Annotated in this window: 20 protein-coding genes; 11 read left to right on the plus strand and 9 right to left on the minus strand. The window is 65.0% G+C overall.

Going from position 1 to position 23,542, the window contains the following annotated elements; genetic code table 11:
* The first annotated feature begins 51 nt into the window (after positions 1 to 51).
* Both lipA and VCJ71_RS02225 read left to right on the plus strand, forming a co-directional pair.
* Positions 52 to 1,002 (plus strand): lipoyl synthase, encoded by a 951-nt coding sequence (gene lipA / locus VCJ71_RS02220; RefSeq protein ID WP_324638744.1) that lies wholly within the window; start codon positions 52 to 54, stop codon positions 1,000 to 1,002.
* Positions 1,002 to 1,463 (plus strand): type II toxin-antitoxin system RatA family toxin, encoded by a 462-nt coding sequence (locus tag VCJ71_RS02225; RefSeq protein ID WP_324638746.1) that lies wholly within the window; start codon positions 1,002 to 1,004, stop codon positions 1,461 to 1,463. Before lipA ends, VCJ71_RS02225 begins: the two co-directional genes overlap by 1 nt.
* Here the strand turns inward: VCJ71_RS02225 and VCJ71_RS02230 are convergent.
* The 3 genes from VCJ71_RS02230 to VCJ71_RS02240 are packed head-to-tail and all read right to left on the minus strand — an operon-like array spanning position 1,424 to position 3,654.
* Positions 1,424 to 1,927: a CinA family protein gene (locus VCJ71_RS02230; protein ID WP_324638748.1), complete on the minus strand. Its 504-nt coding sequence runs from the start codon at positions 1,925 to 1,927 to the stop codon at positions 1,424 to 1,426. The two genes, VCJ71_RS02225 and VCJ71_RS02230, sit on opposite strands and share 40 nt — an antisense overlap.
* Positions 1,928 to 1,931: 4 nt before the next feature.
* Positions 1,932 to 2,426: a hypothetical protein gene (locus VCJ71_RS02235; protein WP_324638750.1), complete on the minus strand. Its 495-nt coding sequence runs from the start codon at positions 2,424 to 2,426 to the stop codon at positions 1,932 to 1,934.
* A 19-nt stretch (positions 2,427 to 2,445) separates the two neighbouring features.
* Entirely contained in the window at positions 2,446 to 3,654 is a 1,209-nt protein-coding gene (locus VCJ71_RS02240) for a bifunctional 2-C-methyl-D-erythritol 4-phosphate cytidylyltransferase/2-C-methyl-D-erythritol 2,4-cyclodiphosphate synthase (RefSeq protein WP_324638751.1), read from the minus strand.
* 76 nt (positions 3,655 to 3,730) lie between these two features.
* Here VCJ71_RS02240 and dusB point away from each other — a divergent pair, with 76 nt between their 5' ends.
* The 7 genes from dusB to hflX all read left to right on the plus strand — a co-directional run bounded on the left by dusB (position 3,731) and on the right by hflX (position 12,876).
* Positions 3,731 to 4,747, plus strand: coding sequence for a tRNA dihydrouridine synthase DusB (gene dusB / locus VCJ71_RS02245; RefSeq protein WP_324638752.1), 1,017 nt, complete (start codon positions 3,731 to 3,733; stop codon positions 4,745 to 4,747).
* Positions 4,744 to 5,790 (plus strand): two-component system sensor histidine kinase NtrB, encoded by a 1,047-nt coding sequence (locus VCJ71_RS02250; RefSeq protein WP_324638755.1) that lies wholly within the window; start codon positions 4,744 to 4,746, stop codon positions 5,788 to 5,790. Before dusB ends, VCJ71_RS02250 begins: the two co-directional genes overlap by 4 nt.
* The gene (ntrC, locus tag VCJ71_RS02255; protein ID WP_324638756.1) at positions 5,790 to 7,187 is read left to right on the plus strand and encodes a nitrogen regulation protein NR(I); all 1,398 of its coding nucleotides are present in this window, start codon (positions 5,790 to 5,792) and stop codon (positions 7,185 to 7,187) included. Before VCJ71_RS02250 ends, ntrC begins: the two co-directional genes overlap by 1 nt.
* Positions 7,188 to 7,270: 83 nt before the next feature.
* Positions 7,271 to 9,493, plus strand: a complete 2,223-nt coding sequence (locus VCJ71_RS02260) for a sensor histidine kinase (RefSeq protein ID WP_324638758.1) — start codon at positions 7,271 to 7,273, stop codon at positions 9,491 to 9,493.
* Positions 9,494 to 9,516: 23 nt separating this feature from the next.
* Positions 9,517 to 10,896: a nitrogen assimilation response regulator NtrX gene (gene ntrX, locus VCJ71_RS02265; RefSeq protein WP_324638760.1), complete on the plus strand. Its 1,380-nt coding sequence runs from the start codon at positions 9,517 to 9,519 to the stop codon at positions 10,894 to 10,896.
* Between the two features lie 121 nt (positions 10,897 to 11,017).
* Complete coding sequence (hfq, locus tag VCJ71_RS02270) at positions 11,018 to 11,563, plus strand: RNA chaperone Hfq (protein WP_324638762.1); 546 nt, start codon at positions 11,018 to 11,020, stop codon at positions 11,561 to 11,563.
* Positions 11,564 to 11,616: 53 nt separating this feature from the next.
* Positions 11,617 to 12,876 (plus strand): GTPase HflX, encoded by a 1,260-nt coding sequence (gene hflX / locus VCJ71_RS02275; protein ID WP_416379136.1) that lies wholly within the window; start codon positions 11,617 to 11,619, stop codon positions 12,874 to 12,876.
* On the opposite strand, the gene mazG is transcribed toward hflX, so the two are convergent.
* The 3 genes from mazG to VCJ71_RS02290 form a co-directional block, all read right to left on the minus strand.
* A complete protein-coding gene (gene mazG, locus VCJ71_RS02280) occupies positions 12,873 to 13,625 on the minus strand; it encodes a nucleoside triphosphate pyrophosphohydrolase (protein WP_324638764.1) in 753 nt (250 codons plus the stop codon). The genes hflX and mazG overlap by 4 nt on opposite strands.
* On the minus strand, positions 13,622 to 15,619 hold the full coding sequence (locus tag VCJ71_RS02285) for a tetratricopeptide repeat-containing sulfotransferase family protein (RefSeq protein WP_324638766.1): 1,998 nt from the start codon (positions 15,617 to 15,619) through the stop codon (positions 13,622 to 13,624). The genes mazG and VCJ71_RS02285 overlap by 4 nt, the downstream gene beginning before the upstream one ends.
* 94 nt (positions 15,620 to 15,713) lie before the next feature.
* Positions 15,714 to 18,338 carry a TonB-dependent receptor gene (locus VCJ71_RS02290; protein WP_324638768.1) on the minus strand — a complete coding sequence of 875 codons (2,625 nt, stop codon included), beginning with the start codon at positions 18,336 to 18,338 and terminating at the stop codon, positions 15,714 to 15,716.
* On the opposite strand from VCJ71_RS02290, the gene VCJ71_RS02295 reads away from it, so the two are divergent.
* On the plus strand, positions 18,337 to 18,474 hold the full coding sequence (locus tag VCJ71_RS02295; protein WP_324638769.1) for a hypothetical protein: 138 nt from the start codon (positions 18,337 to 18,339) through the stop codon (positions 18,472 to 18,474). The genes VCJ71_RS02290 and VCJ71_RS02295 overlap by 2 nt on opposite strands.
* A gap of 355 nt (positions 18,475 to 18,829) precedes the next feature.
* The gene (locus VCJ71_RS02300; protein ID WP_324638770.1) at positions 18,830 to 20,509 is read left to right on the plus strand and encodes a BCCT family transporter; all 1,680 of its coding nucleotides are present in this window, start codon (positions 18,830 to 18,832) and stop codon (positions 20,507 to 20,509) included.
* Here the strand turns inward: VCJ71_RS02300 and leuB are convergent.
* The 3 genes from leuB to leuC are packed head-to-tail and all read right to left on the minus strand — an operon-like array spanning position 20,506 to position 23,535.
* Positions 20,506 to 21,549: a 3-isopropylmalate dehydrogenase gene (gene leuB, locus VCJ71_RS02305; protein WP_324638771.1), complete on the minus strand. Its 1,044-nt coding sequence runs from the start codon at positions 21,547 to 21,549 to the stop codon at positions 20,506 to 20,508. The genes VCJ71_RS02300 and leuB overlap by 4 nt on opposite strands.
* Positions 21,546 to 22,124: a 3-isopropylmalate dehydratase small subunit gene (gene leuD, locus VCJ71_RS02310; RefSeq protein WP_324638773.1), complete on the minus strand. Its 579-nt coding sequence runs from the start codon at positions 22,122 to 22,124 to the stop codon at positions 21,546 to 21,548. Before leuD ends, leuB begins: the two co-directional genes overlap by 4 nt.
* Positions 22,114 to 23,535, minus strand: coding sequence for a 3-isopropylmalate dehydratase large subunit (gene leuC / locus VCJ71_RS02315; RefSeq protein ID WP_324638775.1), 1,422 nt, complete (start codon positions 23,533 to 23,535; stop codon positions 22,114 to 22,116). The genes leuD and leuC overlap by 11 nt, the downstream gene beginning before the upstream one ends.
* Positions 23,536 to 23,542: the final 7 nt, after the last annotated feature.

Raw genomic sequence — 23,542 nt, forward strand, 5'->3', positions numbered from 1 at the left:
CCTTGCCCCGCGCCATTGCCACTTGCAAGTGGGCAAACTACATGGACCCCCATGAACGACCTGGCCTCCGCCCCCCAGCCCGAAAAGCGCCCAGAAGAGCGTCCCGTGCGGCAGCGCAAGCCCGACTGGATTCGCGTGAAGGCTCCGGTCAGCAAGGGCTATCACGAGACGCGCAAGCTGATGCGCGACCTCAGCCTGAATACCGTGTGCGAAGAGGCGGCGTGCCCCAACATCGGCGAATGCTGGACCAAGAAGCACGCCACGGTGATGATATTGGGCGACGTCTGCACCCGCGCCTGCGCTTTCTGCAACGTCAAGACCGGCATGCCGCGCATCGTCGACCCGATGGAACCGGAGAATACCGCGATCGCGGCGGCGCAGATGGGGCTCAACCACATCGTCATCACCAGCGTGGACCGCGACGACCTGCCCGATGGCGGCGCGGGCCAGTTCGTGAAGGTGATCAAGGCGCTGCGGCGCGAGACGCCGGACACCACTATCGAGATCCTGACGCCCGACTTTCGTGGCAAGATGCGCGCGGCGGTGGAAGCGATCTGCGAAGCGGGGCCGGATGTATACAACCACAACCTGGAGACCGTGCCGCGGCTTTATCCCACCATCCGCCCGGGCGCGCGCTACTATGCTTCGCTCCGGCTGCTGGAAGAGGTGAAGAGCCACGACCCGATGATCTTCACCAAGTCCGGCATCATGCTGGGCCTGGGCGAGCAGCGGCTGGAAGTGCACCAGGTGATGGACGACATGCGCAGCGCAGATATCGATTTCATCACCATGGGCCAGTACCTCCAGCCCACGCCGCGCCACGCGAAGGTCGAGGATTTCGTCACGCCCAAGCAGTTCGACGCCTACGGTGCGATCGCGCGGGCCAAGGGTTTCCTGCAGGTCGCCTCCAGCCCGCTCACCCGCTCGAGCTACCACGCAGGCGACGACTTTGCGAAAATGAAGCAGGCGCGCGAGGACAAGCTGGCTCGCGCTAACCGCTGATGCCCGGCATTCGCGAGACCCGCAGGCTGCCTTACAGCGCGCAACAGATGTTCGACCTCGTGGCGGACGTGAAGCGCTATCCCGAATTCCTGCCGTGGGTGATCGCCACCCGCGTGCGCTCCGACAGCGAGACCGAAATGGTCGCCGACATGGTCGTGGGCTTCAAGGCGATCCGCGAGAAATTCACCAGCCGGGTGGAGAAGGACCGGCCGGAATGGCTGCGCGTCCACTATATCGACGGGCCTTTGCGCGATCTCGACAACCGTTGGGGTTTCCGCGACATCGGGCCGGGCGAGTGCGAAATCGACTTCTGCGTGGACTTCGCCTTCCGCAACCCGGTGTTCGAACGGCTGGCGGGCCAGTATTTCGACCGGGCCTTCCGCAAGCTGGTAGGCGCGTTCGAAACGCGCGCGGACCAGCTTTACGGCAGCAGCAGCTCCAGCGCACAAAGCGTCGCCTGACGTCGCACTTCGCTGCGGCTCGTGTCGCCGAACTGCTTGCGCTCGGCCATCGGGTCGCCTTCGGCATCCCGCTCCGCCTTGGCGAAGACGACGGTGCCGACCGGTTTTTCTTCCGTCCCGCCGCCCGGTCCCGCAATCCCGCTGATCGCCACGGCGACGTCGGCCTCGCTCGCCGCGAGGGCGCCCTTGGCCATCGCCCAGACGCAAGCGATGCTGACCGCGCCGAATGCCTCGATAATGTCGGTGCTGACATCGAGCTCGGCCATCTTGGCCTCGTTCGAATAGGTCACGAAGGAGCGGTCGAGCACGGCGGAGGAGCCAGCGATTTCCGTCAGCGCCGCAGCGACGAGGCCGCCGGTGCAGCTTTCGGCCAGCGCGACCGTGCGGCCGGCAGCCGCATTCTCCTCCACGACGCGCCGGGCCAGCGCGACGATGTCTTCGGGCAGCAAGGAATCGTCAGCCATCGGATCAACCGCGGCGCGGTGCCTTGCCGTTGCTGGCAGCCTGGTAGATCGTGCCGATCAGCCGCGCGACATTATCCGCCGGCATCGGATCGAGTTCGCGCATGATGTTCTCGATCGTACCGCAATTATCCGGCTTGATCTCTTTCGCGACCATCTGGCCGATCATGGCGAGAACGAAGGGCTGGAGCGCGTCGTCGGGCATCGCACCGAACAGGCCCGCATCGTCTCCGGCGAAGCTTTCCAGCCCGCTCTTGGCGGCCGGCCAGTACGCCTGCGACCCGGCGGTGAACTTGGCCGTCAGCGCCGTGCGGTTGCTGCGCATGTAACCGTCGGCGGCGAAGCGGTTGCCGCACTTGGTGTAGGTCGTGTCCAGCAGTGTCGGCATGGCGAAGCGGATCATCGCGCTGACCTGTTCGCCCGTCAGCTCCTTGTCCTGCGCCTGCGCGGGGGTTGCGGCGAGGCCGGCAAAGGCGGCGAGAGCGAATGCAAGTGTCTTCATGTGCTTGAATCCTTGTTAATCAGCCGAGGACCACGGCGGCACTGGCCTGTGCGGCGATCCCTTCGCCGCGGCCGGTGAAGCCCAATCCTTCGGACGTGGTTGCCTTGACGCTGACGGCATCGACATCGAGGTCGCAAATCGCCGCGAGGCGTTCCCGCATCGCCTGGCGGTGCGGCCCGATCTTCGGTGCCTCGCAGACGAGCGTGACGTCTATATTCGCAATCCTGTACCCCGCATTGCCGACGAGGTCGCAGGCGTGCGCGAGGAACCGATCCGACGATGCGCCGGCCCATTTCGGGTCGCTGGGCGGGAAATGATCGCCGATATCGCCCGCCGCAATCGCGCCGAGCAGCGCGTCGACGATGGCATGGATGCCAACGTCGGCGTCGCTGTGGCCGGCAAGTCCGTGCGTGTGATCCAGCTCCACGCCGCACAGGACGAGGCACTCGCCCCGTTCCAGCCGGTGGACGTCGTACCCGGTGCCGAAGCGGACGGGTGGCTGCTCCGCCGCGCGCCGGACAGGTGCAGGCGCGGGGGCCGGTGCGGGCTGGCTCACCTGCGTTTCGGCAAAATCTTCCGCGAAAGTGACTTTCTTCAGCCGCTCGTCGCCAGCGACGAGTACCACGCCGCCCCCGGATTCGCGCAGCACCTGCGCATCGTCGGTCGCCACGGGTTCGCCCGGCCAGCCGCGGTGGGCGCCGAGGATGGAGCCGAAGTGAAACGCTTGCGGCGTCTGCACTCGCCGCATCGTGCCGCGCGGCGCGGTCTCTCCCATCAGGTCGCCATCGGCCTGCAGCAGCGTGTCCACGACCTCCAGCACGGGAATCGCGCCGTGATGCTGGCGCAGGCCATTGAGCAGCCGCTCGATCACGTCGCGCGGCAGGTCGGGGCGGGCGGCATCGTGGATCAGCACCAGCGAAGGCTCGAATTCGGCGAGCTCCTCCAGCGCGTTGTAGACCGACTGCTGCCGCGTCGCGCCGCCGGTCACGAAGCGGATCTGCGGGAAATCGCCCAGCGCCGTCATCGCCTGCAATTCCGCGCCCTTGGGAATGGCGATCACGATCGGGTTGGCCCCGGCATCGACCAGCGCTTCGGCGGAATGGGCGACCAGCGGCTTGCCGCGATAGTCCGCAAACTGCTTCGGCAGCGCCTGTCCTGCGCGCGAGCCCGAGCCGGCAGCGACAATGATGGCCGCAAAGGGCGGCAATGGCATGGATTCCCCCGTCATCAGCGCAGCGCCTACCGCCTTGCTGCATTTGCTGCAATGCACTATGGCGCTGCCTGACTTTTAAGCAGTTAACACGATGAGCGAAATTCCCGCCCCTCCGCCGCTGAAGCCCATTCAGGTCGGCCCGGTCACGATCGACACGCCCGTGGTGCTCGCGCCTATGACGGGGGTGACCGATCGGCCGTTCCGTGCACTCGTGCGCCGGTATGGCAGCGGGCTCAACGTGACCGAGATGATCGCGAGCGAAGCCGCCATCCGCGAAACGCGCCAGTCAGTGCAAAAGGCGGAATGGGCCCCGATCGAGGATCCGGTGTCTATGCAGCTGGTCGGCTGCGATCCTGCCAGCATGGCAGAAGCCGCGAAGCTGCAGGAAGGCAACGGCGCGGCCATCATCGACATCAATTTCGGCTGCCCGGTCCGCAAGGTCGTGGGCCAGCTCGCCGGGAGTGCCCTGATGCGCGAAGTCCCGCTGGCCACCAGGCTGATGGAATCGACGGTCAAGGCGGTGGATGTTCCGGTCACGGTCAAGATGCGCATGGGCTGGGACCATGCCAGCCTGAACGCGCCCGAACTCGCCCGGATTGCAGAAGACCTGGGCGTCAAGATGATCACGGTCCACGGCCGCACCCGCAACCAGATGTACAAGGGCAGCGCCGACTGGTCCTTCATCCGGAAGGTGAAGGAAGCAGTGTCGATCCCCGTCATCGTCAACGGCGACATCTGCACCATTCAGGACGCGGCGACCGCGCTGGAGCAATCGGGTGCCGACGGGCTGATGATCGGCCGCGGCGCCTATGGCAAGCCGTGGCTCCTGGGCCAGGTGATGCATTGGTGGAAGACCGGGCAGGTCCTCGAAACCCCCAGTTTCGACGAGCAGTACGAAACGCTGGTCGAACATTATCGCGACATGCTGGATCATTACGGGGCCAATGTGGGCGTGAAGATCGCCCGCAAGCACCTCGGCTGGTACACCAAGGGCATGCACGGATCGGCCGACTTCCGGAACAAGGCCAACTTTATCGACGATCCGGCAGTCGTGCTGGACGAGATCGAGCGCTTCTACACCCCCTTCCTCCACCGCCGCGCGGCATGACCGTGGGGCCCGCGCCGGCCGAGCAGCTTTCGGGGCTGATTTTCGCGCTGCTGCTGGTCGATCCTTCGGGCGCGATTGCGGAGGCGAACCCTGCGGCGGAGGTCATGCTGGGCAAGAGCCGCGAACGGCTGGCGGGCCGCCCGCTGGAAGAGGTGCTGCAGCTGTCCGACGAGGCCATCCGCCAGCGCCTCGCCGCCTCCGACACCCAGCTGACCGCGCGGCGTATCGGCGTGCAGCTGTCGGAGCGGCGGCAACTGATCAACCTCACCGTCTCTCCGCTCGCCTCGCATCCCGGCTGGCGGGTCGTCACCCTGTCCGATGCGCGCAAGGACGATGGCAGTTTTGAGGATTCCGGCCGCGCCCCGGCCATCCTCGCGCACGAGATCAAGAACCCCCTCGCGGCCATTCGCGGCGCGGCGCAGCTGCTCGGCAAGAAGCTCGGGGAAAGCGAAATGAAACTGACCACGCTGATCGCGTCCGAAGTGGATCGCATCGCCGGCCTGGTCGACCGCATGCAGTCGCTCGGCAGCGAGCGGGCGCTGGAGCTTGCGCCCTGCAATGTGCACGAACCGATTTACCGGGCGCGCGAGACCTTCACGGCGACCGCACCGGGTATCTCGCTGGTGGAGGAATACGATCCCTCCATCCCGCCAGTGATGATCCACGCGGACAGCCTGGTGCAGGTGGTGCTCAACCTCCTTGCCAACGCCCGCGACGCCCTGCGCGAGACGCCGGAGCCCACCGTCATCATCCGCACCCGCTTTGTCAGTGGCATGACCGTGCGCGCCTTGCGGCTGGGGCGGCCGCTACGCCTGCCCGTGGAGGTGCGGGTGTGCGACAACGGCCCCGGCATCGACCCGGCCATATCCGATCACGTGTTCGATCCCTTCGTTTCCAGCAAGGCGGACGGTGAGGGGCTGGGCCTCGCCCTGGTCAAAAAACTGGTGCGCGACATGGGCGGGCGCATTTATCACGAGAGAAACGAGGCGGCAGGGCGGACGGATTTCGTCATCAACCTGCCGCTCGCCGGAAAGGACGGCTGATGCGGGCACTGCTGGTGGAAGACGACAAGGGCATCGCCACCGTCGTCGAAAGCGCGCTGGAGGGGGAGGGGTTCACCGTCACCGCCTGCGACAGCGTGGCGGCGCGCGACCGGGCGCTGGCGGACGGCAGCTTCGACGTGATGGTAACCGACATCATGCTGGGCGATGGCGATGGGATCGGCACGCTTGACGCGGTGCGCGAACGCCATCCCGACCTGCCGGTGATCGTGATGAGCGCGCAGAACACACTCGACACCGCGGTGCGCGCCAGCGAGACTAACGCTTTCGAATATTTCCCGAAGCCCTTTGATATCGACGAGCTGACCCGCGCCGCGCGGCTGGCGGCCACGGCAAGCGGGCGAACCGAAGCGGCCTCGGGGCCGGCGCAGGAGCTGCCGCTGATCGGGCGCAGTGCGGCGATGCAGGACGTCTACCGGCTGATCACCCGGCTGCTCGACAACGACCTGACCGTGCTTGTCACCGGCGAGAGCGGGACGGGCAAGGAGCTGGTCGCCGAGGCGATTCACGAGCTTGGCCATCGCCGCACGGGGCCCTTCGTGGCGCTCAACATGGCAGCGATCCCGGCAGAATTGATCGAAAGCGAGCTATTCGGGCACGAGAAAGGCGCTTTCACCGGCGCCGTGGCGCGCCAGCTAGGCAAGTTCGAACAGGCGAGCGGCGGCACGCTGTTCCTCGACGAGATCGGCGACATGCCTATGGAGGCGCAGACCCGTCTGCTTCGTGCGCTACAATCGGGCCGCATCCGGCGCGTGGGCGGGGCGCAGGAGATTTCCGTCGACGTCCGCATCATCGCGGCGACCAACCGCGACCTTGCTCCCATGATCGGCGCGGGCACGTTCCGCGAGGACCTGTTCTACCGCCTCAACGTGCTGCCCATAGCACTGCCGCCCTTGCGGGAGCGGCGGGAAGACATCCCGGAACTCGCACGCCACTTCCTTGCGCAGGCACCGGACGAAGGCCTGCCCGTGCGGACGCTTTCGCCCGACGGGGCGAAGCTGCTGAGCGCGCACGACTGGCCCGGCAACGTGCGCGAACTGCGCAACACGATGCTGCGCGCGGCCTTGCTGGCCCGCGAGGAGGAGATCGAGGTGGCCACCCTGCGCCCGATCGTCGGCGAACCGAAAGCCGGCGGCACTGCGGGCACAGGCGAGACAAGCTTCGCCGCGGCGATCGGCGCTTGGCTGGAGCGGGAGGGACCGCCCGAGGGCGCGCTCTATCACCGAGCGCTGGCGACTTTCGAAGTGCCGCTGTTCGAGCATGCCTTGCGCAGCACCAACGGCAATCAGCTGCAGGCAGCCAAGCTGCTCGGCATTAACCGTAACACGCTGCGCAAGCGAATCGTCGACCTCGGCATCGATGCCGACCGCTTTGCCTGAGGCCGGAGATTGCGCCGAATCCGAGGGATAGCCGCCCATTAACCCTTGCAAAAATGCAACAGTGTTGTTGTAACGCCGCAACGATGGACGCCACCTCGCACCCGAGCGGCTCCCGGCCGGTCAAGCGCACGCCGCGCTGGTGGCGCCGCGCGGTCGTGGCATCGCGCAAGGCGAACCTGTTCCTCCTCCTCGAAATCGCAGCGCTCGTCGGGCTGATCGTCATGGCCTGGGCCAGCTATGTCGCCGTGTCCCGTGCGCCGGAAGCCGAGGTGCTCCCGTCGGCACAGGCCGCGACCTTGCTCGTCGGCACGCTGATCCCGGCACTCGCGCTGCTTGTGTTGCTCGGCCGGCGGGCGGCGATCCGGCGGCAGAAGGGCAGCGGTGGCCGATTGCACACGCGGCTGGTGTTTTTCTTTTCGATGGTCGCCGCCGTGCCGACCCTGCTGGTCGTGGTCTTCGCCAGCTTCCTGTTCCAGTCCGGCGTCGAATTCTGGTTCTCCGACCGCTCGCGCGGACTGGTGGAGAACGCCAACCAGTTGGCGCGCGGCTATTACGACCAGAACCAACGCGATATCTCCAACCAGACCGTCACGATGGCGGACGACCTGCGTTCCTACCTCGCACAATATTCGATCGCCTCGCCCGAATTCCAGGAGGGCTATTCCTTCCAGGTCCTCAACCGCGGATTGAGCGAAAGCGCGATCATCCAGCTGGGCGAAGACGGTGTGTCGCGCATCGTCGCCATCGTGGATCCGGACGAGGACGAGCGGCAGCGCATCTCGGGCCCCACTTTCGAGCGGCTGCTGGGCGGCGAAACCGTAGTCACCGACACAACCGAAACGGGTATCGAGGCGATTACAGCCATCGATCTTGAACTTGGCCTCTTCCTCTACGCTGGCCGCACTTCGGATATTCTCACGCTTAGCCAGTACAACAACGCGCAGAACGTCGTCGAAGCGTATGACGAGCTCGCCGGACGAGCGCGAGCATTGCAATTGAATTTCAACATCGCGCTGTTCTTCGTCAGCCTCGCGCTGGTCGGCATCGCCATCTGGTTCGCGCTGCGCTTTGCCGACCGACAGGTTACGCCGTTGACCGACCTCGTATCCGCAGCGCGCAGCGTCGGTGCGGGCAATTACGCCTTACGCGTCGAAGGGCGGCGCGGGGCGGACGAGATCGGCCTGCTCAACCGCGCCTTCAACCGCATGACCGAGCAGATCGAGCGCCAGACGACCCAGCTGGTCGGTGCCAACACCCAGCTCGACGAACGCCGCGCCTTCATCGAAGCGGTGCTGGAATCTGTAAGCGCGGGCGTGCTGTCGGTCGACAACGCGGGCACCGTGCAGCTCATGAACGGTTCGGCACAGAAGCTGTTGCTCGACAAGCAGGGGCCGACGCCGGTGGGTGCTAGCCTCGCCGACCTGGCGCCGCAGATCGAGGCCCTGCGCGAAGCGAACTTGCATAATGGCCTCGTGCAATATTCGAAGGACGGAGAGCTAAAGACCCTCGCCGTGACGCTCGCCAGCGACCGCGAAGGCCATGTGATCACTTTCGAGGACATCACCCGCCAGCTGCTCGACCAGCGGCAGGCGGCATGGTCGGACGTGGCGCGGCGGATCGCGCACGAGATCAAGAACCCGCTCACCCCGATCCAGCTGGCCACAGAGCGTCTGCGCCGCCGTTACGGCAAGCAGATCGAAACCGATGTGGAGCTGTTCGACGAACTGACCGGCACAATCGTCCGCCAGGTCGCGACCTTGCGCAAGATGGTCGACGAATTCTCCAGTTTCGCGCGGTTGCCGAAGCCGGTGTTCCGTAGCGAGGATGCGGTCGACCTGGTCCGCCAGGCGCTGTTCCTGCAGGAAGTCGCGCATCCAGAAGTCGATTTCGGCCTCGCAACCGACAGCGACGCGCTGCTGCTCGCCTGCGACCGGCACCAGGTGGGGCAGGCGCTTACCAACGTGCTCAAGAACGCTGTCGAGGCGGTCGAGGCGCGCAGCCGCACGGCCGAACCGGATTATCGCGGTCGTATTGCCGTGGAGCTGTCTTCGACCGAGGATCACGTCAGCGTGGCGGTGAGCGACAACGGACCCGGCCTGCCCAAGGAAGGCGCGGCGGTGGTCGAACCCTATGTCACGACGCGCGAGAAGGGCACCGGCCTCGGCCTCGCGATCGTCAAGAAGATCGTCGAGGAACACGGCGGCGAGATGCAGCTGGCGCAAGTGGCGGACGGCGGCACGCGCGTGACGCTGAGCTTCGCCCGCGATCCCGCATCGCAGCGGCGCACCGCGGAGGCGGCGGAATGAATACAAGGAAAGGTGAAGTCTGAATGGCGCTCGACATCCTAGTGGTCGATGACGAACAGGATATCCGCGAACTCGTGGCCGGCGTCCTGAGCGACGAGGGCTACGAATGCCGCACCGCGGGCGACAGCACCAAGGCGCTCGCAATGATGGACGAGCGGCGGCCCAGCCTGGTCTTGCTCGACGTGTGGCTGCACGGCAGCCAGATGGACGGGCTGGAAGTGCTCGACGCGATCAAGGCGCGCGAGCCGGACCTGCCCGTCATCATCTTTTCCGGCCACGGCAACATCGACACGGCGGTGTCGGCCATTTCCCGCGGGGCGATGGACTTCATCGAAAAGCCGTTCGAGGCCGAGCGCCTGCTCCACCTCGTCGACCGGGCGACCGAGACCGAGCGGCTGAGGCGCGAGAACGCCAGGCTGCGCGAAGGCTTCGCCTCGTCGGAGGAATACACCGGCAATTCCAGCGCCATCAACGCGGTTCGCGCCACGCTCAAGCGGGTCGCCAGCACCGGCAGCCGCGTGCTTATCACCGGGCCCGCGGGCGCCGGCAAGGAAGTGGCCGCCCGCCTCCTGCATTCATGGAGCCCGCGCGCCGATCAGGCCTTCGTCACCGTCAGTTCCGCCCGCATTACGCCCGAACTGTTCGAACACGAACTGTTCGGGGAGGAGCAGGACGGGAAGCTGGTGCGGCCCGGCCTGCTCGAAAACGCCGACGGGGGAACGCTCTATTTCGACGAGGTCGCGGACATGCCGGAAAGCACGCAGGCCCGCATCCTGCGTGTGCTGACCGAACAGAGCTTCGTACGCGTTGGCGGATCGCGGCAGATCGGTGTGGACGTGCGCGTCGTATCCTCCACCGCGCGCAACCTTGAAGAGGAAATCGCCGCCAAGCGCTTCCGCGAGGACCTGTTCTACCGCCTCGCCGTGGTGCCGGTGGAAATCCCCAGCCTGGCCGAACGGCGCGAGGATATTCCCGCGCTCGTCACCCATTTCTTCGCCCGCTACGCCGCCGAACAGGGGCTTCCGCAGCCGGAGGTCAGCCCCGAGGCGATGGCGGCGCTGCAGGCCTACGACTGGCCCGGCAACGTGCGCCAGCTGCGCAACGTGGTCGAACGCACGATCATCCTCACCCCGCGCGACAAGCTGGGCATCATCCAGCCCGACATGCTGCCCGCGGAAATCTCCGGGGCATCGTCCGACGGGGACGACGGGATCGCGCCGCTGATGGGGGTGCCGCTGCGCGAGGCGCGCGAAAGCTTCGAACGGCAATATCTGCGCATCCAGATTCGCCGCTTTTCGGGCAATATCTCGCGTACTGCGGGCTTCATCGGGATGGAACGCTCCGCGCTCCACCGCAAGCTCAAGCTGCTCGGCATGGCGGATCGTCCGGACGGCAAGGAATAGGTCGCCTGGGCCCGGGCCGATTGGTTCGGAACCGCCCGCCTTCGTGAAGCATTTCAGGCAGGATAGCGCCCATGCGCCAAGCCTGCATGTGCCCCCGCACCAAGAACAGGAGTCATGCTAAATGGCCGACGGAACCCTCTCTGCACGTCCCCGATCCAAGCCGGAGCCTGCTGCGACCGACAAGAGCGGAGCCTCGCAGCGCCCGCAGAACCTGCAGGACGTCTTCCTCAACTACCTGCGCCGCAACAAGATTCCGGTGACCATGTTCCTGGTAAAAGGCGTGAAACTGCAAGGCATCGTTACCTGGTTCGACAATTTCTCGATCCTGCTGCGCCGCGACGGGCAAAGCCAGCTCGTCTACAAGCACGCCATTTCCACCATCATGCCGGGGCAGGAGCTGGACGTCGATCAGTTCACCGGTAACGATGGCGGACGCAAGTCCAGGCAATTGCAGGACATTTTCCTCGCCAAGTGCCGCGACACGCAGGTGCAGGTGACAATGTTCCTGGTCAACGGCGTGATGCTGCAGGGGGAGATTGCCGCATTCGACCTGTTCTGCATGTTGCTGGAGCGTGACGGTTACGTCCAGCTTGCCTACAAGCACGCCGTCAGCACGGTGCAGCCTGCCGAAACGCTCGACCTGACGGACGAAGAGGACGACGCCTGAGTTTCCTGGAAGACAGTGCCGAGGAAGTCACCCGCGGGGCGCGGGCCCTTGTCGTGTGCCCGGACATCCGCAGCGAACGCCGCGACGATGATCCGGACGCGCGGCTGGAGGAGGCGAAGGGCCTTGCGCTGGCCATCGGCCTGGTCATTGTCGACGCCTTCATACTACCCGTTCGCGAGGTTCGGCCGAACACGCTGTTCGGCTCGGGCCAGGTCGAGAATATCGCAATCGCCTGCGAACAGGGGGAAGCGGAGCTGGTCGTGGTGGACGGCGCGCTCAGCCCCATCCAACAGCGCAATCTCGAAGACCGGCTAAAGCGCAAGGTGATCGACCGGACCGGGCTGATCCTCGAAATTTTCGGCGAGCGTGCGGCGACGGCGGAAGGCCGGTTGCAGGTCGAGCTTGCTCATCTCGATTACCAGCAAAGCCGCCTCGTACGCAGCTGGACCCACCTCGAGCGCCAGCGCGGCGGTTACGGCTTCCTGGGCGGTCCGGGCGAGACCCAGATCGAGGCCGACCGCCGGATGATCCGCACCCGCATGGGCCGGCTGCGCAAGGAACTGGAGCAGGTCCGCAAGACCCGTACGCTGCACCGCGAGCGGCGCGGCCGCGCCCCTTGGCCGGTGGTGGCGCTGGTCGGCTATACCAACGCCGGCAAGTCCACGCTTTTCAATCGCCTGACCGGCGCGGACGTGATGGCGGAAGACCTGCTCTTCGCCACGCTCGACCCGACAATGCGGGCGATCCGGCTGCCGGGCGTCGAAAAGGCGATACTGTCGGACACGGTGGGCTTCATCTCGGACCTTCCGACACAGCTGGTCGCGGCGTTCCGTGCCACGCTCGAAGAAGTGACCGCGGCCGATGTCATCTGCCACGTGCGCGATATGGCCAACCCGGACAATGCGGTGCAGAAGCGCCGCGTGCTCGAAGTGCTGACAGACCTCGACGTGATCGACGGCGAGGACGGGACCAGCGAAATCCCGCTTATCGAGGTCTGGAACAAGGTCGACCTCGTCGAAGGCGAGGCGCTGGAGGACTTGCAGTCGCAGGCCGCCGCAGCCGACGATGTCGTCGCCATTTCCGCCGCCACCGGGGAGAATGTCGAGGCCCTGCTGGAGCGTGTTAGCGAATTGCTGACCGCCAACGCGAAGACGTACGAATTCGTGCTCGACGCCGGCGAGGGGCAGAAGATCGCCTGGCTGCACCAGCACGGCGAGGTACTGGCCGACGAGGCCGCGGGCGAAGGCGGTCTCGACCGGCGGGTCGAAGTGCGCCTGACGCCCAAGGAAGCCGGCCGCTTCGCTGCACTTTAAGGCGCTTCGTCCGCTTTCACGGCCTGCCAGAGCGCTTCCTGCTCCTCCAGCAATAGAGCCGAAAACGTCTGGGCCTTTGCCTCCATGGCGCGATAGCGCCGCTCGAACTTGTCGTTCGCCTTGCGCAGCGCCTGTTCTGGCGAAATGCCGTAGGCGCGCACCAAGTTGACCGCGGCGAAAAGCAGGTCGCCCGCTTCCTCCTCCTGCTTTTCCGCCGGGGCCTCGCGCAATTCCGCGACTTCCTCTGCCACCTTGGCGGCAGGGCCTTCGCGGTCGGGCCAGTCGAACCCGTCGCGCGCCGCCCGTTTCTGGAGTTTTTCGGCACGCAACAAGGCGGGAAGCGCGCGGGCGACACCGTCCATGGCGCTCCGCTCGCCCTTGTCGGCGCGTTCGGCGGCTTTCATCTCTTCCCACCGGCCTTCGGACATCGTCCCGCCGGCATCGCCGAAGATATGCGGATGGCGCGCTTCCATCTTGTCGCCGATCGCCCGGGCGACATCCTCGAATGCGAATAGCCCGGTTTCCTCCGCCATGCGCGCATGGAACACGACTTGCAGCAACAGGTCGCCCAGCTCGCCGCGCAGCTCGCCGTAATCCCCGCGCTCGATGGCGTCGGCCACTTCGTAGGCTTCCTCGATCGTATAGGGCGCGATGGTGGAGAAATCCTGCGCGAGGTCCCATTCGCATCCCCGCTCCGGATCGCGGAGGCGGGCCATGATTGCGAGCAGGCGGTCGATCTGTTTCGTCATTTGGAGCCTTCCGGCGCATGGGGACCGAGGGCGGCCTTCACCTCTCCCAGCCACGCTTCATAGGGTTTCCACGCATCCTGCCCCTTGCGATTGATGGGCTGGCGCACCTGTTCGCTGCTGGCGGTTCGCACCGCGCGGTCGGTCTTGTGAAAATCGATGCACGCCTGTTCGAACGGAAGGCCGCAAAAATCCAGCAGCCGGCGGACCTGTCCTTCGAGGTCGTCGAGCACGTCCTCGTGCTGCACCTTCAGGACTTCGCCCGGCAAGACGCGGTCCCAGTGATCCATCAGCCGCACGTAATCGGCGTAGTACCGGCCGACTTCCTTGAGCCCGTATGTGAACTCCTGTCCTTCGGCGAACAGCTGCTTGTAGCCGGAAAAGCAGCAATCCATCGGGGCGCGGCGGGCGTCGATGATCTTTGCGTTGGGCAGGATGAGCTTGATGAGGCCGATATGCCGGAAATTGTTCGGCATCTTGTCGATGAAAAACGGGGCATCGCCGCGATGGACGCGGGTGCTGGCGATGAAATCCGCACCCATTCTTGCAAGCTGCTCGCCAGTCAGGTCGTGCAGGTTGGCCGGATAGGCCGGATCGGATGGCCTGTTTCCGCGCAGCCGGTGGGCTAACGAAAGGATGTTCGGCAGTTCCATCGTCCCGTCGACCTGGCTGTGGCTGGCCAGGATTTGTTCGAGCAGGGTGGATCCCGCTCGCGGCAGGCCGACGATGAAGATCGGGTCGGGTGATGGATCGCCGGCGCCGGCATGTTTCGCGAAAAGCTCCGGCGTGCAGAATTCGCGCTGCCGTTCCAGCTCTTCGCCCATGCGATCCGCATCGTAGCGGGTCTGGCGGCGTTTCAGAGTGTTGCCCAGCTCGTAATTGCGGAACGAAGCTTCGTAATTGCCGGCGTCTTCGTGCGCCTTGCCGAGTGCGAAGGCGAAGTGGACCCGGTCCATGAATGCGAGGTCAGGCCGCGCAGCCTGCCGCTCCATTTCGGCGATTTCGCTTTCGGAGAAGCGATAGGTCTTCAGGTTGGCGAGCGCATAGTAGGCGTCCCCATGGTCGGGCTTCGCAGCAAAAGCCGCGCGGTAGCTCGCCACTGCGTCATCGTGCCGCCCGCGCGTCTTGAGCGCATGGCCGCGGGAAGTCAGCGTGGCCGGGTCGTTCGGCAGTTTTTCCAGAACCTGTTCGAACAGCTCGAAGGCCTGATCGAAATCGCCGGTCTGCATGCTTTCGATGGCCAGGTGGCTCTGGAATAGCGGGTCGGCGGGATTGCGGCGATGAAGCCATTCGGCCTGCTCGCGCGCCTCGGCAAATTTCTGGCGCTGGCGCAGCACCTGGATCGCGTCGAGCCTGAGTTGGAGGTTTTCCGGATCGAGTTCGATGGCGGTTTCAAGCAAGAATTCCGCATCGTCGAGCACCCCGAACTTGGCCGCGATGGCGGCGAGTAGGCGCATGCCTTCGACATTGCGGGGATGCTGGCGCTGGTAATGTCGGCAGATTTCCTCGGCCCTCAGCAGCCGGCCTTCGTGAAGGTGGTTGGTGACAGCGACCAATTCAGGGGGAAGCGCCTCGATCCGCCGCGCCTGCGCCGCCGATGCCTCCGCCATAGCAGAACGACCCGCCACACCGGCAAGTTCGGCTTGCGCTTTCCAGCTTGCCACCAGCGCCGGGTTGAACCGTGTTGCCCGTTCAAAAGCGGCCAGCGCACGCGCATCGTCACCCTTGGCGCGGGCAAGGTGGCCTTCTTCCTGCCATGCGCGACCGTATTCCGGCATGGCAGCGTGAAGCCGCTTGAGCAGCGCCGAAGCAGCCGGAAAATCCTTTAGATAGCGCCGCGCAACTGCGGCGATGTACAAGGCTTCGCCGTCTTCCGCATCATCAGCCAGAACCGTGTTGGCAAGCCGGGCGCCGCCGGCAAAATCACCTGCCTGGAGGGCGGACTGGGCGCCCTTCAACAATGCTGCACGGTCGTCTGTCGCAAGCGTGGTGGTCATGGCTCGGCCCTGCCAGAATTTGCCGGAGCGGAAAAGCGAAGCGGCGGGCAAGGCTTTTGCCCGCCCGCCGCCGCAGTTCGCAGTTCAGGCGCGATCAGTAATCGTAGCCGATACGCACACCCACGGTAAGCGGACGGTTCGTGGTGATCCGCTCGCGGTCGTTGATGTAGTTGCCGGCGACTTCGGCACGCTCGTCGAACAGGTTCGAACCGAACACCTCGATGCGGTAATCCGCCGTCTGGACGCCCGCCGACAGATCCACGATCGTGTAGGAATCGAGTTCGATCCGGTTGATCGTGATGATGTCGGTGAACTTCGATGCCGAATAGGAAACCTGCGGCTGGATGAAGCCGGTCAGGTCGTTGCTGACGTCGAACTCGTACCGCACCCGCAAGTTGCCCTGGAAGGGCGGCGCGTAAGCGAGTTCGTCTCCCACGATCACGTCGTTGGTCGGAGTCAACACTTCGGTGATTTCCGTGTCGAGGATGCTGAAGGCACCCGCAACCGTCAGGCCCGGCACGTCGTACGGTGCGAAGGTGATGTCGCCTTCCACGCCGCGCACTTCCGCGTTCGCAGCATTGTCGCTGAAGAAAAGGTTGGTAATGCTGGGATCGAAAATCGTCGTCTGCAGACGCGCGATATCGACGTAGAACGCGCTGGCGTTGAACCGCAGCTGGCGATCAAGCAGGTCCAGCTTGAAGCCGGCCTCGTAGTTCTTCACCTCGTCCGTCTGCAATTCGAACGGGACGGTGAAGCCCGCGCCGTTGGTTGCGCCGCCAGGGCGGTTCAGCAGACCGGGCCGGAAACCTTCCGAATAGGTCGCGTAAAACAGCATCTCTTCGGTCGGCGTGTAGGTGAGCGTGCCCTTGAAGATCACGCCCTCCGCTTCGGCCTTGTCCGGAGCGTTCAGCGCGTTGAACACTTGCGTCGCCTGCGCGGTCGTCAGGCCGGCAGCTTCGATATCGGCGATGCTGTCACCCTGGTTGAAGGTCTGGCGCAGGGCCGGATTGCAGCTGCCGATGAAGGTGAACTGGCCATCCCCGTCATAAAGGTCGGAGATATTCGTGCCGAACGCATCCTGGTCTTCGGCGGAAAAGCTGTTGCAGAACGAACTGTTCGCATCGCCTTCGAAGTCGACCTTGATATCGTAATACCGAAGGCCGCCCGTCAGCGTGAGGACATCCGGCACGATGTCGAAGCTGGCTTCCCCGAACAGGCCGAATTGTTCGTCCGTCCGCAGAATGTCGTTGCGGAAGATCGTGTCGGCAGGGAAGGGGCCCGGATCGCTCTGGTATCCGCCGGGGAAGGGGAAGTTCGGCTTGAAGGGGCCGAACGGGGCCGCCGCGACGTTGCCGGGGTAGCTGAAGTCGTTCCGCTCGGCGAGCTCGAGGTCGGAATAGAACGCCCCGACGGTCGCGCGAAGCCGGTTTTCCTGTGGTGTGCTGACGCGGAATTCCTGCGTGAACACCGTCGTGTCGGTGACCGATGCGACGTACAGGTTCGGGGCCTGGCAGGTGCCCGACGGCTCGTTGCCTGCGCCCGGATAGGTTACGCTGCCATCGCAGATGTAGTAGGGCAGGTACTGACCGACGAAGAGGTAGTCGGTGTAGTCGACCCGCTGGTTGGCTTCGCGATCGGTGTAGGCGCCGGTATATACCAGCTCCAGGAAATCGAGACGTCCTTCCAGCGTCCAGCTGGTGTTGGAGAAGTTGTCCTCGATCCGGTCGTCTTCGAAGCGCTGCACCTGCAGATCGTCCAGCCCGCCAAGATCGGGATCGGCGAAGAACACGCCGTCGCTTTCCACGCTCTGCCGCGAATGGCTGACGTTGAGGCGCCAGTCGGGCGTGAATTCATACAGGGCCGACAGACGGAAGCCCGCGTATTGCGTGTCGTTGAAATTCTCCCTCGCGATGCCGGCGTTGTCGGCCGCGAGGAAGGTGACGTTGGGGTTGTTGACCGGGTTTAGCTCGTTATCGAAACCCTGGAAACCTGCACGCAGCGCACTGACCGGTACGCCGTTGGAGCGCACGGTGCCTTCCGGCCGGAAACGGGCGCTGCCGGTTAGGTCGATGGTTCCGGCCACATTGTCGATGTAACCGCCCTGGTCGTCGAGATAGACCACACCGCGAAGGGCGAAGCTGTCCGTGACCGGCACATTCAGCATGGCTTCCGCGTTGTAGCTTTCTTCCCCGCCCTTGGTGAAGGACACGCCGCCGCGCAGGCTGGCAGCGAAGGCGCCGAGTTCGGGCTTGTTGGTGATGAGGCGGACGACGCCGGCCTGCGAGCTAGCGCCGAACAGCGTGCCCTGCGGGCCTGCAAGCACTTCGATCCGTTCGAGGTCGGCAGCATAGACGTCGAGGTTGCGGCCCGGCTGCGAGAGCGGCTGTTCGTCGAGGTACAGCGCCACGTTGGGGGCGAGGCCGGCGACGCCGGCCGTAGTCAGGTTCGGCGTGGTCGAGGCTACACCGCGGATATAGATCGTGCTCTGGCCGGGGCCGGAACCGCCTGCGGTCACGTTTGGCAGCTGCTCGAGATAATCCTCGAACGTGTCGATGTTGAGTTCTTCCAGCGACTCCGCATCGATCGCGTTGATGGCGATCGGCACGTCCTGCAGGTCTTCGGACTGCTTGGTAGCGGTCACGACGATCGTATTCACGCCGCCCTGGCGTTCCTGCGCGGCGGGAGTTGCAGCGTCCTGCGCCGCCGCGGGTGCGGCCATGAGCACGGCAATCGTCCCTAGAGACGCGCCGGTTCGAAAGCTTTTCATCTGTTTTCCCCTGTGGATGAGCGCCGGTGCGGATGTCCGGCTGAAAGGCTTCGCAGTCGCCAAGGCGATTTGCGAGAAAAAGACGTGAAACCATAAAGGATTCTCGACCTCGAAGAGTCGAGTAGGCAGCCGAGTATGCGAATCCAACTGGTCGCGGAGACTTATCCAAAGATTGACTCCGGGCGTTGCCAAATTGCGACACGACCTATATCGGACAATCAACATAAATCCGCGGATCGGGAGGCCCGCGTACACGGTGCATCGATTTTTTTCGTTATGGTAAATACGGAAAAGTCGAGCATCCTTACTTTCAGTATAAATAACAACAGATCAATCTGTACTTGAAAATACGCAAGTGCAGCTAGAACAGGTTGCAAGTCAAAACCAGAAACGTTCACATTTGGTCTTGGCCAATGTTTCGATACACTTGGGGAGTTGGATAATTGTCCGAAACCGCCGCCGATCGCATGGCGCCGCCGCTGACCGAACTGTCGATCGAAACGGCAAACTCCGGCTTTTACAACGGCTTCAGCACGGCTGTTACTATCCCCGCGAAGGCGATAGTTGCTTTGCTGATCGGCTGGGTCGTGTTGTTTCCCGAGCAGGCGGCGAGCGCACTCGATGCCGCAAACGCTACCCTGATCCGCGATTTCGCCGGCTGGTACGTGTATCTCGTGGCGTTCCTGATGCTCATCGCGCTGGTGCTCGCCATCGTCCCGCAGTCGGGCAAGCTCAGGCTCGGTGAGCCCGGAGAGGAGCCGGAGTTCGGATATTTCAGCTGGTTTGCGATGCTTTTCGGCGCCGGGATCGGCATCGGCATGCTTACCTATTCGACTGGGGAGCCGCTGGCGCACTTCCAGAATAATCCCGACATCATTCGCGGCGTGCTGGAACCGGTGACACCGGAGGCGGTCCGACCGGCCTATATCTACACCTTCCTGCATTGGGGCTTCGCGGCCTGGGCCACCTACGCGCTCGTGGGGCTCGGCGTCGGCTATGTAGCCTATCGCCGCGGTTTGCCGCTGACGATCCGTTCCAGCCTGGCACCGCTGTTCGGCAAGGCCATGTCCGGGGTCGCCGGGCACATTGTGGACATCGTCGCCGTGGTTGCGACTGTGTTGGGCGTGGCGGTGACGCTTGGCCTCGGCGTCGAGCAATTCGTCGCCGGGCTTTATCGCGTCGGCCTGGGCGACTGGCTTCTGAACGATGAAGGGACGGCTTCGACCGTGGCCATCATCGTCGCGCTCGTGCTGCTGGTGGGGGCATCGACCCTGTCTGCGCTCTCCGGGGTAGGGCGGGGCATCAAGTGGTTGTCCAACCTCAACATGGGCCTGTCCTTCATCCTGCTCGCCGTCTTCGTCATTTTCGGCGCCGGTGTGCTGGGCTTCCAGCTTCTGGCGCAGGGGATCTGGGATTATCTGGTAAACCTGCCGCGACTGGCCCTGACGCTATTTTCCGACAGCGACGGGGAGACCGGCGCGGCAATGCTGCAATGGCAGCTCGACTGGTCGATATTCTACTGGGCCTGGTGGATTGCGTTCGCGCCCTTCGTCGGCATGTTCGTTGCCCGCGTTTCGCGCGGGCGAACCGTGCGCGAGTACGTCCTTGGCGTGGTGCTGGTGCCGTCGCTAATGTGCTTCATTTGGATGGCAATCGTCGGCGGGACGGCCATCGACATGGAACTGTCTGGCGCTGCGGGGGGCACGATCCTCGGTGCGGGCATTTCCGACCAGCTTTATGCAACCATTGCCGTGCTCGCCAGCGAAGGATGGGCGCTCATCCTGTCGGGTCTCGTCGTGATCCTGCTGATGACGTACCTGATCACCTCGGCGGACAGCGCGATCCTGATCGTCAACACCATCAATGCCGCGGGCGAAGATCATGGCTCGCGCCGCCGCCATATCCTGTTCTGGGGCGTCGCGCTGGCGCTGGTGGTCGGCAGCATGCTGATCCTTGGGGGGATCGACGCGATCTCGACGACGATGATCATCGGCGCGCTGCCGTTTAGCTTCGTGGTCGGCCTGATGGCGATTTCCGTGCTGAAGGCGATCGTCTGGGATGTCCGACGCAAGGCGCAAGGAGTGCCGGTCACGTCCGACGCTTGCGCCGAGGCTGCCGACTAGGCCGCGATCCGCTCGCAAACTGCTCCGGCAACGGACCGTGTGGTCGCAGTGCCACCGAGGTCCTCTGTGCCCACGCCCGCACCCAATGCCCCCCGCACGGCTTCTTCAACGGACCGCGCGGCAACCTCCTCGCCCAGCGCGTGGCGCAGCAACATCGCGAACGACAGGATTGCGCCGACGGGGTTCGCCTTGCCCTGGCCGGCGATGTCCGGGGCGGATCCGTGGATCGGCTCGTACAGCCCGCCATGGCCCGAACCTATCGATGCGGAAGGGGCGAGGCCGATCGAGCCCGAAATTACCGACGCCTCGTCGGACAATATATCGCCGAACAGGTTTTCCGTGAGCACGACATCGAATTGCGCGGGGCGCTCGATCAGCTTCATCGCCATGGCGTCGACAAGCACGTGGTCGAGCGCGATGTCGGGATAGTCCTTCGCGACATCCTCGACCACGGCGCGCCACAGGCGGCTGCTGGCGAGGACATTGGCCTTGTCGACCGACGTTACCCGCCCGCCCCGCTGGCGGGCCGCGTCGAAGGCGATGCGTGCGACGCGCTCCACTTCCTCGCGGGTGTAGGTGCACAGGTCGGATGCGGTTTCAGTGCCCTCCGTCTTGTCCCCGAAATAGAGCCCGCCGGTAAGCTCGCGCACGATCAGCATGTCGGTGCCCGCCGCGCGTTCGGGGCGCAGGGGAGAGAGATGCTCCATACCCTCGAAAAGCGAGATGGGACGCAGGTTTGCGAAGACGCCGAGGGCTTTGCGCAAGCCCAGCAAACCCTGTTCCGGGCGCACGCTGCCGCCCTCCCACTTCGGTCCGCCAACAGCGCCGAGGAAAATGGCATCGGCAGCCATGCACGCGTCCAGCGTGGCATCGGGCAGAGGGGTGCCGTAGTTGTCGATGGCGATGCCGCCGAAGTCGTGTGCTTCGGTTTCGATCTCCAGCCCGTGCTTGGTGGCGACAGCGGCGAGAACCGCCTCCACTGCCGCAGTGACCTCCGGCCCGATTCCGTCGCCCGGCAACAGGACGATTTTCGCGCTCACGTCGCCGCCTCGTATGCCGCGATCTCGCCATCGTGCGCCAGCAAGTGGCCGAGCGGATCGACCCCGTTCAGCAGGCAATGCCGCGCGAATGCTTCGGTATGGAAGGCCACCGTCCGCCCCTCGGGCAAGCGCAGCTCTCCTGCCTCGAGATCGAGCGTGACCTCGGCGCCCGGGTTGGCCAGCAGCCATTCGTGTACGTCGGACGGCACCTGCACCGGCAGCAGTCCGTTTTTCAGCGCATTACTGGTGAAGATGTCGGCGATGTCGGAACTGATGACCGCGCGGAACCCGTAGTCGAGCAGCGCCCACGGCGCGTGTTCGCGGCTCGATCCGCAGCCGAAATTGCGGCCCGCGACCAGGACTTGCCGCTCGCCCGCGCCGCTGACGGGGAAGGGCGAGGTGTTCTTGGCCGAACCGTCGGCGGTGTAGCGCCAGTCGTAGAACGCCGCCTTGCCCAGCCCGTTTCGCGAAGTCGTGGTGAGGAACCGCGCGGGGATGATCTGGTCGGTATCCACATTCTCCTGCCGCACGACGAGCGTCTTGGCGGTCAGCGTCGTGAAGGGCTCAGGCTGCATCGCGCGCCTCCTTCAGATAGGCCCGCGGATCGGCGATATGGCCGGCGATGGCGGACGCCGCAGCGGTGGCGGGGCCGGCCAGTACGGTGCGCACATCCTTGCCCTGCCGGCCGACGAAATTGCGGTTGGACGTGCTGACCACCAGCTCGCCCGGCTCGCCCCGGTCGCCGTTCATGGCGATGCACATCGAACAGCCCGGTTCGCGCCATTCTGCGCCGGCAGCGAGGAAAATTTCGTGCAACCCCTCGGCCTCGGCATCACGGCGCACGGCTTCCGATCCCGGGACAACCAGCGCGGTGACGCCGCTCGCCACGGTGCGACCACGCATGACCTCGGCCGCTTCGCGCAGATCCGACAGGCGCGAATTGGTGCAGCTGCCGATGAATACGCGGTCGACCTTCGCAGCGGCAAAGTCCTGCCCGGCGGCAAAGCGCATGTAGTCCGCCGCGTCCTGTTCGTTGGCGTTGGCGGGGCTCGGCATGGCGGCGCTGGCCGCGGTCGCCGCATCGGGGGAGACACCGTAAGTGATCATGGGCTGGATCGCGCCGGCATCGACCGTCACGTCCTTGTCGAAGACGGCATCCTCGTCGGACTGCAGGGTCCGCCAGTCCGCGACAGCCGCTTCCCATGCCTCGCCCTTGGGAGCGCGCTCTCGGCCTTCGAGCCAGGCGACGGTGGTCTCGTCCGGGGCGACCATGCCGACGCGTGCACCGGCCTCGATAGCCATGTTGCACAGCGTCATGCGCCCTTCCATCGACAGGCTGCGCACGGCCTCGCCGCAAAATTCGATCGCGTGGCCGGCGCCGCCGTCCGCGCCTACTTGCGCAATCATCGCGAGCGCCATGTCCTTGGCGCCCACGCCTTCGCCCAGCGTGCCTTCGAACACGACGCGCATCGACTTGGGCTTGCGCTGCAGCAGGCACTGGGTCGCGAGCACATGGCCGACCTCGGTCGTGCCGATGCCGAATGCAAGCGCGCCGAATGCACCGTGGGTGCTTGTGTGGCTGTCCCCGCAGACGATGGTCTTGCCGGGCTGCGTCAGCCCCAGTTCCGGTCCGACGACATGCACGATCCCGCGTCGCTCGTCGCCGAGGTCGAGCAGGTCGATACCGTGCTTCGCGCAATTCGCCTGCAACTGGGCGACCTGCTTTTCCGCCGCCTCCGTGGCGTAGGGCAGGGTGCCGTCCGCCCGCGCGGGGAGGGTCGGCACGGAATGGTCGATGGTGGCGAGCGTCAGGTCCGGGCGCCGCATCGCCAGCCCGCGCTCTTCCAGCACGGCAAAGGCCTGCGGGCTGGTGACTTCGTGAACGAGATGCAGGTCGATGTAGAGGATCGCCGGGCAATCCTCGCTCTCGGGCACCACGACGTGGCGTTCCCACAAGCGGTCGAGCAGCGTTTTCGCTTCGGTCATTTGCGCC

It is taken from the genome of Pseudoblastomonas aquimaris, from assembly GCF_035481675.1.
Classification (GTDB): Bacteria; Pseudomonadota; Alphaproteobacteria; order Sphingomonadales; family Sphingomonadaceae; genus Alteriqipengyuania_B.

Bases quoted from the DNA above. Each gene is read 5' to 3' on its own strand.
- lipA (WP_324638744.1), top strand. From the start codon at position 52: ATGAACGACCTGGCCTCCGCCCCCCAGCCCGAAAAGCGCCCAGAAGAG.
- VCJ71_RS02225 (WP_324638746.1), top strand. From the start codon at position 1,002: ATGCCCGGCATTCGCGAGACCCGCAGGCTGCCTTACAGCGCGCAACAG.
- VCJ71_RS02230 (WP_324638748.1), bottom strand. From the start codon at position 1,927: ATGGCTGACGATTCCTTGCTGCCCGAAGACATCGTCGCGCTGGCCCGG.
- VCJ71_RS02235 (WP_324638750.1), bottom strand. From the start codon at position 2,426: ATGAAGACACTTGCATTCGCTCTCGCCGCCTTTGCCGGCCTCGCCGCA.
- VCJ71_RS02240 (WP_324638751.1), bottom strand. From the start codon at position 3,654: ATGACGGGGGAATCCATGCCATTGCCGCCCTTTGCGGCCATCATTGTC.
- dusB (WP_324638752.1), top strand. From the start codon at position 3,731: ATGAGCGAAATTCCCGCCCCTCCGCCGCTGAAGCCCATTCAGGTCGGC.
- VCJ71_RS02250 (WP_324638755.1), top strand. From the start codon at position 4,744: ATGACCGTGGGGCCCGCGCCGGCCGAGCAGCTTTCGGGGCTGATTTTC.
- ntrC (WP_324638756.1), top strand. From the start codon at position 5,790: ATGCGGGCACTGCTGGTGGAAGACGACAAGGGCATCGCCACCGTCGTC.
- VCJ71_RS02260 (WP_324638758.1), top strand. From the start codon at position 7,271: ATGGACGCCACCTCGCACCCGAGCGGCTCCCGGCCGGTCAAGCGCACG.
- ntrX (WP_324638760.1), top strand. From the start codon at position 9,517: ATGGCGCTCGACATCCTAGTGGTCGATGACGAACAGGATATCCGCGAA.
- hfq (WP_324638762.1), top strand. From the start codon at position 11,018: ATGGCCGACGGAACCCTCTCTGCACGTCCCCGATCCAAGCCGGAGCCT.
- mazG (WP_324638764.1), bottom strand. From the start codon at position 13,625: ATGACGAAACAGATCGACCGCCTGCTCGCAATCATGGCCCGCCTCCGC.
- VCJ71_RS02285 (WP_324638766.1), bottom strand. From the start codon at position 15,619: ATGACCACCACGCTTGCGACAGACGACCGTGCAGCATTGTTGAAGGGC.
- VCJ71_RS02295 (WP_324638769.1), top strand. From the start codon at position 18,337: ATGAGCACGGCAATCGTCCCTAGAGACGCGCCGGTTCGAAAGCTTTTC.
- VCJ71_RS02290 (WP_324638768.1), bottom strand. From the start codon at position 18,338: ATGGCCGCACCCGCGGCGGCGCAGGACGCTGCAACTCCCGCCGCGCAG.
- leuD (WP_324638773.1), bottom strand. From the start codon at position 22,124: ATGCAGCCTGAGCCCTTCACGACGCTGACCGCCAAGACGCTCGTCGTG.
- leuC (WP_324638775.1), bottom strand. From the start codon at position 23,535: ATGACCGAAGCGAAAACGCTGCTCGACCGCTTGTGGGAACGCCACGTC.